The sequence below is a fragment of the Microbispora sp. NPDC049633 genome (assembly GCF_040675265.1).
Taxonomy (GTDB): Bacteria; Actinomycetota; Actinomycetes; order Streptosporangiales; family Streptosporangiaceae; genus Microbispora; species Microbispora maris.
Window position 1 is genome coordinate 1 of the sequence record NZ_JBFAOO010000255.1, and the last position, 8,908, is coordinate 8,908.

Below are 8,908 nucleotides of genomic sequence, written 5' to 3' on the forward strand. Positions count from 1 at the left end.
TGCCGGGGCCGGGACCGCCGGCCGGTGCGCGGGCGTCCCGCCCCGGGGCGCCCGCGGGCCGGGGGGCGGGCGGCCCCGGGCGCGCGCCCCCCCGGGGGGCGCGCGGCGCGCCCGCCCGCCCCGCGGCCATAGCTAATCGGCGGTGCGGCCCGCCCCCGGGCCATGAGACACGGCGCGCTCAGGCGCGACCGAGCAGCTCACGCACCCGGTCGCGGCCCACGGCCAGCAGCAGCGTGGGCAGACGCGGGCCGGTGTCGCGGCCGACGAGCAGCCGGTAGAGCAGGGCGAAGAAGGCCCGCTGGGCCGCCTTCAGCTCGGGCGTGGCCGCCTTGGCGTCCATGTCGAGCCCGGCCTGCACCTTCGGCACGCCGTACACGAGCGTGGTCAGCCCGTCGAGCGACCAGTGCGCGTCGAGGCCCTCCGCCAGCAGGCGCAGCGACTCGCGGTCCTGCTCGCCGAGCGTGTCGAGCAGCTCCTTGTCGGGCGTCTCGCGCACCTGCGTGCGCTCCTCAGCGGGCACGTAGGTGTTCACCCAGTGCTGGGCGCGGTCGAGCCGCGGTCGCAGCTCGTCCAGCCCGGCGATCTCCGGGTCGAACGCGCGCAGGATGCGCAGCGTCTGCTCCTCGTGCCCGGTGGCGATGTCCACGACGGAGGCGAGGGTGCGGTAGGGCAGCCGCCGCGGCGTCTCCGGCAGCGTCCTGGACGCGGTGCTCGACGCCCGCCGGTAGGCCGACTGGTCGGCCGGCAGCGCCGTGCCGTCCTGAACCTTCCTGGTCAGCGTGTCCCACTCGTCGTACATCCGCTGGATCTCCTGGTCGAAGGAGACCTTGAACGACTGGTTGGGACGGCGGCGGGCGTAGAGCCAGCGCAGCAGCGCGGGCTCCATGATCGACAGAGCGTCGGCCGGGGTCGGCACGCCGCCCTTGGAGCTGCTCATCTTGGCCATGCCGCTGATGCCGACGAAGGCGTACATCGGCCCGATCGGCTGCGGCGCGTCGAACACCTCGCGGACGATCTGACCGCCGACGACGAACGACGAGCCCGGCGAGCTGTGATCCACGCCCGACGGCTCGAAGACCACGCCCTCGTACGCCCAGCGCATCGGCCAGTCGACCTTCCACACCAGCTTGCCGCGGGTGTGCTCGGACAGCAGGACGGTCTCACTGTGGCCGCACACGCAGGTGTACGACATCGCGGTGGTCTCGTCGTCGTAGGAGGTGACCGTGGTCAGGTCGCGGTCGCAGGCCGAGCAGTAGGGCTTGTAGGGGTAGTAGCCCCCGGCGCCGGAACCGTCGTCCTCGCTCGCGGCCCCCGAGCCCTCGATCGCGGCGGCCTCGTCGGCGTCCGTGACCTCCTTGGCCTTCGCCTTCTTGGTGCGGTACTGGTCGAGGATCGCGTCGATCCGCCGCCGCTCGCGCATGGCGAGCAGCACCTGCTCCCGGTACGCCCCGGAGGTGTACATCTGCGTCTGGCTGATGCCCTGGAACTCCACCCCGAGCTCGTTCAGCGCGGCGATCATCGGCGCCTTGAAGTGCTCGGCCCAGTTCGGGTACTCGCTGCCGGGCGGGGCCGGGACGGTGGTCAGCGGCTTGCCGATGTGCTCGTTCCACGAGGGGTCGATGCCCACCGGCACCTTGCGGAAGCGGTCGAAGTCGTCCCACGAGATGATGTGCACGCACTCGTGACCCCGCCGTCTGATCTCGTCGGCCACCAGATGCGGCGTCATGACCTCGCGCAGGTTGCCCAGGTGGATCGGGCCCGACGGGCTGAGGCCGGACGCGCAGACGATGGGTTTGCCCGGTGCGCGCCGTTCAGCCTCGGCGATGACCTCATCGGCGAAACGCGCCACCCAGTCGGCGTCCATCACGTCAGTCCTCTCTGAACGGGATCCTGCCCTCTATGGTCCCGTACGCGAGGGAGTCGTCAGGACGCGTTACGGGCGTAGACCAGCCGCAGGCCGATCAGCGTGAGCCAGGGCTCGTGCACGTCGATGGTACGGGCCTCGCCGATGATCAGCGGCGCACCGGTGCCCGTGGCGACCACGGTGACGTCGTCGGGGTCGGAGGCCAGCTCGGCCGTCATGCGGTCCACGATGCCGTCCACCAGGCCGGCGAAGCCGTAGATGATGCCCGACTGGAGCGCCTCCACCGTGTTCTTGGCGATCACCGACCGCGGCCGGACCAGCTCGACCTTGTGCAGCTGGGCCCCGGCCGTGGCGAGCGCGTCCACCGAGATCTCCAGGCCGGGGGCGGTCACCGCGCCGACGTACTCGCCCCGGGCCGAGACCGCGTCGAACGACGTGGCCGTGCCGAAGTCCACGATCACGCACGGCCCGCCGTACAGGGCGGTGGCGGCGAGCGCGTTCACGATGCGGTCGCTGCCGACCTCCTTGGGGTTGTCCATCCGCACCGGGACGCCGGTGCGGACGCCGGGCTCGACGACCACGGCCGTGACGTCGCCGTAGTAGCGCCGGGACATCTCCCGCATCTCGTTGAGCACCGACGGGACCGTGGAACAGATCGCGATGCCGCTGATGTCGGCGTCCTTGAGCAGCGGCGACTGCCCGAGGAGACCCTGGAGCACCACCGCGATCTCGTCCGCGGTGCGGCGCGGATCGGTGGCGATCCGCCAGTGCTCGATCACCTCTTCACCCTCGAACAGGCCCAGCACAGTGTGGGTGTTGCTGACGTCGATGGTGAGCAGCATTCCCTGATTATGCCTCACGAAGATCCAGGCCCAGGTCGAGTGCCGGGGCCGAGTGGGTGAGCGCGCCGACGGCCAGGTAGTCGACCCCCGTCTCGCCGACGGCGCGGGCCATGTCCAGGGTCAGCCCGCCGCTCGACTCCAGTCGCGCCCGCCCGGCCACCAGCCGTACGGCCTCGGCGAGCTGGTCCACGGTGAAGTTGTCGAGCAGGATCTCGTCGGCGCCCTCGGCCAGGACCGGCTCGATCTGGTCGATCCGGTCCACCTCGACCTCGATCGGCAGGCCGGGGAAGGCCTGCCGTACGGCGCGGAACGCCTCGGCGACGCCTCCGGCGGCGACGACGTGGTTGTCCTTGATCAGCGCGGCGTCGTGCAGGCCCATCCGGTGGTTGACCCCGCCACCGGCCCGGACGGCGTACTTCTCCAGCGCGCGCAGCCCGGGCAGGGTCTTGCGGCTGTCGCGGATCCGGGCGCCGGTGCCCTCCACGGCGTCCACCCAGCGGCGGGTCTGGGTGGCGATGCCGGACAGGTGGGTGAGGAAGTTGAGCGCGGTGCGCTCCAGCGTGAGCAGGTCCCTGGTGGTGCCCCGCACGGTCAGCACCACGTCGCCGGGGCGCACCCGGTCGCCGTCGGCGGCGTGCCGCTCGACCTCGACCTGCCCGCCGGCCTGGCGGAAGACGGTCTCGGCCACGGCGAGGCCGGCGACGACGCCCTCCTTGCGCGCCACCACGTCGGCGACGGCTCGCTGGCCGGCGGGGATGGTGGCGACCGAGGTCACGTCCTGTCCCCCGGCCAGGTCCTCCTCCAGCGCGGCCCGGACGAGACCGAGCACGATGTCCGGGTCGAGGCCGGCCTTGTCCAGCTCGGTCCGCAGTTCCTCGTGAGGCGTGTACGTCAAGGTCAGTCCCTCCGCAGTCAGCGCGATGTCGATGTGCGCCCGCCAGCGGGCGTCGTCGCGGTCGGGGTGGTCCTCCCGCCAGTGGGAGCCGCGGGTCTCCTCGCGCACGGCCGCCGCGGCGACCAGTGCGGAGGCCACCGTGAGGAGGTTGGTCGCCTCCCACGACTCGGTGCAGGGCTCGACCGCGACCGGCGTCCAGCGGGCGTCGGAGAGCGCGCGGGCGACCTGCGCGAGGCTCCGGTCGCTGCGCAGCACCCCGGCGCCCCGGCTCATGTGGCCCTGGACCCTCGGGCGCGTACGCGGGTCGGCCAGGCCCTCGGGCCGGTCGTCCCGTGCGGGCTCGCGCGGGGTGGGCTTCTTCGCGGCCAGATCGGCGGCGATGCGCTCGCCGTAGACGAGCCCTTCCAGCAGGGAGTTGGAGGCCAGCCGGTTGGCGCCGTGCACGCCCGTGCAGGCCACCTCTCCGCAGGCGTACAGGCCGGGCACGCTGGTCCTGCCGTACAGGTCGGTGCGCACGCCGCCGCTCGCGTAGTGGGCGGCGGGGGCGACGGGGATGGGCTCGGTGACGGGGTCGATGCCGTGCTCGCGGCAGACGGCGAGGATCGTGGGGAACCTGGAGCGCCACTTCTCCTCGCCGAAGTGGGTGGCGTCGAGGTAGACGTGGTCGGCGCCGGTCCGCGCCATCCGGCGCATGATCGCCTTGGCGACCACGTCGCGGGGCGCGAGGTCGGCCAGCTCGTGCACGCCCCGCATGAAACGCTCGCCGTCCGAGTCGATCAGCACGGCGCCCTCGCCGCGTACGGCCTCGGAGACGAGGGGCTGCTGGCCGGTCGAGCCCTCCCCCAGCCACAGGACCGTGGGGTGGAACTGCACGAACTCGATGTCCCTGACGACCGCGCCGGCCCGCAGGGCCAGCGCCACGCCGTCCCCGGTGGACACGACGGGGTTGGTGGTGGCCGCGTAGACCTGGCCCATGCCGCCGCTGGCCAGCACCACGGCCCCGGCCCGTACGGCGCCGACGCCGTCGCGGGCGCCCTCCCCCATGACGTGGAGCGTGACCCCGCAGGCGTGGCCCTCGGCGTCGAGCAGGAGGTCGAGGGCGAGGGCGTGCTCGATGACCTCGATGCGCGGCTCGGCCAGCACGGCCTCGACCAGAGCCCGCTGCACCTCGGCGCCGGTCGCGTCGCCGCCCGCGTGCACGATCCGGTTGCGGCGGTGGCCGCCCTCGCGGGTGAGCTGGAGCTCGCCGTCGGTGCCCCGGTCGAACTCGGCGCCGTGGCTCATCAGCCGCTTCAGCGCGTCGGGGCCCTCGGTGACCAGGACGCGTACGGCCTCCTCGTCGCACAGGCCGACCCCGGCGACGAGGGTGTCCCTCAGGTGCTCGTCGGGGGTGTCCTCGGGGTCGAGGACGGCGGCGATACCGCCCTGGGCCCAGCGGGTGGACCCGGCCGACAGCACGTCCTTGGTGACCACGAGCACCCGCGCCCGGGGGTCGAGTTCGACGTGGCGCAGCGCCACGGTGAGGCCGGCGATGCCGGACCCGATCACGACGGCGTCGGCCTCGACGGTCCAGCCGGGTGCGGGGGCGGTGAGTCTGCGTGCGAGCGCCACCATGAGGGGATCCCCTTTCGTCATAATGACGATAACGCCCCCCGTGCGATGCTGCCGCCCCGGCCCCTCCTATCCGGCGTCCCCCCGGCCACGGCCGTCGGCGCCACCCGTGCCCGCCGCGGGGTCCGCGCAGAGCTGGGCGGCCAGAGTGCCGTAGGCCCATTCCTCCCACCTGTCCGGCGACCAGCCGCGGTCCCGCACGAACAGCAGGTAAAGCTGCGGGCTGAGCAGGCAGAACAGCAGGTCCGCGGCCATCTCGGCGGTGACGTCGGGGCGGACGCCGGGCTTGCCGGCCAGCGCCTGGGCCGCGGCGTGCTGCACGACGTAGCGCGGATCGGGGCCGTCGGGCCACTGCGCGGCGATCTGCGGATCGGCGGCCCCGGCGGACTCGATCATCGGCATGAGCGGGGCGACCCGGCCGAGGATCTCACTTGCGCCGCGAACGTGCGCGCGCAGCTGACCGGCCGCGGTGGGCGCGGCGCACGCGGCGCGGAACCATTCACGGTCCATGGTCGCCACCGGCTCGGTGTCGCCGGCGATGGACGTGTCCACGACGTGCTTGAACAACGTGCGCTTGTTGCCGAAGACGAAGTAGACCGTCTGGACGGCCACGCCCGCCCGGTCGGCGACCTCCTGCAGGCTCGTGGCCCCATAGCCCTGCGCGACGAACAGCTCCCGCGCCGCCTCGATGATCTTCTCCCGTGTGCGGCGCGAGCGCTCGGCCCGTTTGTCCGGCCTCTTGACGGTGTCCACGGCATGAGTCTATCTCTAGAGTCGAACACTAGAGTTAGCCTCTAACAACCAGGAGCGCGATCATGGACAGGCCGGACACGATTCAGGACGCGGACCACGAGGAGGCGGTGCGCCGGGCGCTGGAGGAGTACTACCGGGCCGGCAAGCCGCCGTGGGACACCGGCGTGACGCCGCCCGAACTGGTGGCCCTGATCGAGGGGCGCGACGCCCTGCCGCCCGGCCGCGCGCTGGAGCTCGGCTGCGGCACCGGGACAAACGCCATATATCTGGCCCGACACGGCTGGGAGGTCGTGGCCGTCGACCTGGTCGAGCGCGCGGTCGAGCAGGCCCGGGAGAAGGCCGAGGCAGCGGGAGTGGCCGTACGGCTGCTGCACGCGGACGCCACGAGGCTCGACGAGGCGGACGTGCCCGGCTCCTACGACCTGTTCTTCGACCTGAGCTGCTACTGCGGCATCCCGCCGCACCGCCGCGACGCCTACGCCGAAGGACTCACCAGGCGCGCCGCTCCCGGCGCACGGCTGCTGATGTTCGGCTACGGCCCCGGAACGCTTGACGACACGTTCTCCGGGGTCACCGCCGACGAGCTGCGGGCCAGGTTCGCCGGCTGGGAGCTGGCCGACGTCACACCCGGCACGAACCCGTTCCCCACCTTCTGGTTCACCCTGCGGGCCGGGGGAGCCCGAGTTCCCTAAAGGGTCAGGACCACGTTGTCGATGAGACGGGTGGTGCCGACCTTGGCGGCGACGGCGAGGACGGCCTCGCCCCGGTGGTCGTCGCCCACCGGCCCGAACGTCGCGGGATCGGCCAGGATCAGATAGTCGAGCAGCAGCGGCGGGTCGAAGCGGGCGGCCTCCTCCAGCACGGCCCGCGCGGCGTCGAGGATTCCGGCCGGCCCCGCCGTCCCGGCCCGTGCCGCGCCGGCCCGCAGCGCCCGCGACAGCGCGAGCGCGGTACGGCGGTCGGCCTCGGACAGATACCTGTTGCGGCTCGACAGCGCGAGACCGTCGGGCTCCCGCACGGTCGGCGCGCCGACGATCGACACGGGGACGTCGAGGTCGGCCACCATCCGCCGGATCAGCGCGAGTTGCTGGGCGTCCTTCTGCCCGAAGACCGCGACGTCCGGCCGCACCAGGTTGAACAGCTTGAGCACCACGGTCAGCACGCCGTCGAAGTGGCCGGGCCGGAAGGCGCCCTCGACCACCCCGCCCATGCCGCCCGCCGAGACCTCCACCTGGCGGTCCGGCAGGTACATGTCGTCGGCCGAGGGCGCGAAGACCACGCCCACGCCCTCCTCCTCGCACGCCCGGAGGTCGGCGTCGAACGTACGGGGATAGCGGGAGAAGTCCTCGCCGGGGCCGAACTGCAGGGGGTTGACGAACACGCTGACCACCACGTGGTCGGCGTGCTCGCGCGCCAGCCGGATGAGCGACCTGTGGCCCTCGTGGAGCGCCCCCATCGTGGGGACCAGGGCGGTCCTCCCGGGGCCGAGCGCGTCCCTCGCCTTGACGAGGCCGGCCCGGTCGGTGGCGACGGTCAGGTCCATATGTTCCCTCCCAGGGCGTCCAGCAGGCGTTCGGCCGCCTCCGGCTTGAGCAGCCCCGCCGCGAGCGCCCGGTCGGCGGTGAGTCTAGCGAGGGCGACGTACGCGTCCGCGGCCTCGGGGGCGGCCAGGATGAGCGCGTCGACGTGCTTGCGCACCGTGCCCGCGTCGCCGCGCACCACGGGCCCGGTGAGCCCGCTGATGCCCAGGCGCAGCACGTTGTCGAGGGCGGCGCTCAGCAGCGGGGCGAGCATCCGGCCCGGGTGCTCCACGCCGATCTTCGCGAGCAGTTCCTGTGACTCGGCCACGAGCGTCACCATGTGGTTCGCGGCGCCGGCCAGGGCGGCGTGGTAGAGCGGCCGGTCCCGGTCGGCGATCCAGACCGGCTCGCCGCCCATCTCGATCACCAGGGCCTCGGCCACCGGCCGCAGCAGGTCGGGCGCGGTGACGCCGAACGAGCAGCCGTTGAGCCGGGTCAGGTCGTCGCTCCTGCCGGTGAACGTCATCACGGGGTGCAGCGCGAGCGGCAGCGCGCCCGCCTCGGCCGCGGGATCCAGCACGCCCAGGCCGTACGCGCCGCTCGCGTGCGCGAGGAGCTTGCCGCGCAGGTCGGCGCCGGTGGCGGCGAGGCCGGACACGAGGCCGGGCAGCACGTCGTCCGGCACGGTGAGCAGCACGAGCTCGGATTTGGCGATCACCTCGTCCGGCCTGCTGAGCTTCAGGCCGAGGCGGTCGGCGGCCCGTCGCGCCGACGCGTCGGACACCCCGCTGGCCGCCACCACCCGATGACCCGCGAGCATGAGCGCGGCTCCGAGCACGGAGCCGACCCGTCCCGCGCCGAGCACTCCCACGGCGAGCCGCGCCGGGCGGTCACTTGTGTCCATGACGCCTCCCCTCGGTTCAGCGTAGCGGCGGCGCTCCCGCCGACCCGGCTCCAGGTCATGTCTGCCAGATCAAGCCCTGCCGGGCGTGGCTCAGCCGGGCAGGCACGCCTCGGTCGTCCCAACCCGACGGTCCGATTTTGTCCCGTTTCTCACAGGCCTATGTTGAGCCATAAGTACGAAAGTGACTACTTTTCGTCACGGCCCCGGCGTGTCGGTACCGTGAAGCCCTGTGGAAGTCACCTGGCGGGAGGCCATGCGGCGGGCGCTCTACGGCGAGCGGGGCTTCTACCTGCGGGAGCGCCCCGACCGGCATTTCCGGACATCGGTGCACGCCTCGCCGGTCTTCGCCGAGGCGGTGCTGCGCCTGCTCCGGCGGGTCGACGCCGCCCTCGGCCGGCCCCACCCGGTCGATCTCGTGGACATGGGCAGCGGCGACGGCCTCCTGGCCGCCCGGGTGCTCGCCGCCGCGCCGCCGGACCTCGCGGAGCGGCTGCGGGTCACCGCCGTCGACCTGTCCCC

General features: G+C 73.1%; 7 protein-coding genes and 1 pseudogene. 2 read left to right on the plus strand and 6 right to left on the minus strand.

Annotated features, from left to right (window positions below):
- Positions 1–178: 178 nt before the first annotated feature.
- The 4 genes from lysS to AB0J39_RS35725 form a co-directional block, all read right to left on the minus strand.
- Positions 179–1,864 (minus strand): lysine--tRNA ligase, encoded by a 1,686-nt coding sequence (gene lysS / locus AB0J39_RS35710; protein WP_363472947.1) that lies wholly within the window; start codon positions 1,862–1,864, stop codon positions 179–181.
- Positions 1,865–1,923: 59 nt separating this feature from the next.
- On the minus strand, positions 1,924–2,706 hold the full coding sequence (locus AB0J39_RS35715) for a type III pantothenate kinase (RefSeq protein WP_169988986.1): 783 nt from the start codon (positions 2,704–2,706) through the stop codon (positions 1,924–1,926).
- A gap of 7 nt (positions 2,707–2,713) precedes the next feature.
- Entirely contained in the window at positions 2,714–5,215 is a 2,502-nt protein-coding gene (locus AB0J39_RS35720) for an L-aspartate oxidase (protein WP_363472949.1), read from the minus strand.
- A gap of 66 nt (positions 5,216–5,281) precedes the next feature.
- The gene (locus AB0J39_RS35725) at positions 5,282–5,965 is read right to left on the minus strand and encodes a helix-turn-helix domain-containing protein (RefSeq protein ID WP_363472951.1); all 684 of its coding nucleotides are present in this window, start codon (positions 5,963–5,965) and stop codon (positions 5,282–5,284) included.
- A gap of 62 nt (positions 5,966–6,027) precedes the next feature.
- Here AB0J39_RS35725 and AB0J39_RS35730 point away from each other — a divergent pair, with 62 nt between their 5' ends.
- The gene (locus AB0J39_RS35730) at positions 6,028–6,657 is read left to right on the plus strand and encodes a class I SAM-dependent methyltransferase (protein WP_363472954.1); all 630 of its coding nucleotides are present in this window, start codon (positions 6,028–6,030) and stop codon (positions 6,655–6,657) included.
- On the opposite strand, the gene panC is transcribed toward AB0J39_RS35730, so the two are convergent.
- Positions 6,654–7,508, minus strand: coding sequence for a pantoate--beta-alanine ligase (gene panC / locus AB0J39_RS35735; protein ID WP_363472956.1), 855 nt, complete (start codon positions 7,506–7,508; stop codon positions 6,654–6,656). The two genes, AB0J39_RS35730 and panC, sit on opposite strands and share 4 nt — an antisense overlap.
- A complete protein-coding gene (locus AB0J39_RS35740) occupies positions 7,499–8,389 on the minus strand; it encodes a DUF2520 domain-containing protein (protein WP_363472957.1) in 891 nt (296 codons plus the stop codon). The genes panC and AB0J39_RS35740 overlap by 10 nt, the downstream gene beginning before the upstream one ends.
- 229 nt (positions 8,390–8,618) lie before the next feature.
- Between AB0J39_RS35740 and AB0J39_RS35745 the strand changes: the two are divergent.
- Positions 8,619–8,908, plus strand: a pseudogene (locus AB0J39_RS35745) (hypothetical protein); the annotation flags it as partial.

Excerpts from the sequence above, each read along its gene's own strand:
- lysS (WP_363472947.1), bottom strand. The coding sequence starts at position 1,864 with ATGGACGCCGACTGGGTGGCGCGTTTCGCCGATGAGGTCATCGCCGAG.
- panC (WP_363472956.1), bottom strand. The coding sequence starts at position 7,508 with ATGGACCTGACCGTCGCCACCGACCGGGCCGGCCTCGTCAAGGCGAGG.
- AB0J39_RS35715 (WP_169988986.1), bottom strand. The coding sequence starts at position 2,706 with ATGCTGCTCACCATCGACGTCAGCAACACCCACACTGTGCTGGGCCTG.
- AB0J39_RS35730 (WP_363472954.1), top strand. The coding sequence starts at position 6,028 with ATGGACAGGCCGGACACGATTCAGGACGCGGACCACGAGGAGGCGGTG.
- AB0J39_RS35740 (WP_363472957.1), bottom strand. The coding sequence starts at position 8,389 with ATGGACACAAGTGACCGCCCGGCGCGGCTCGCCGTGGGAGTGCTCGGC.
- AB0J39_RS35720 (WP_363472949.1), bottom strand. The coding sequence starts at position 5,215 with ATGGTGGCGCTCGCACGCAGACTCACCGCCCCCGCACCCGGCTGGACC.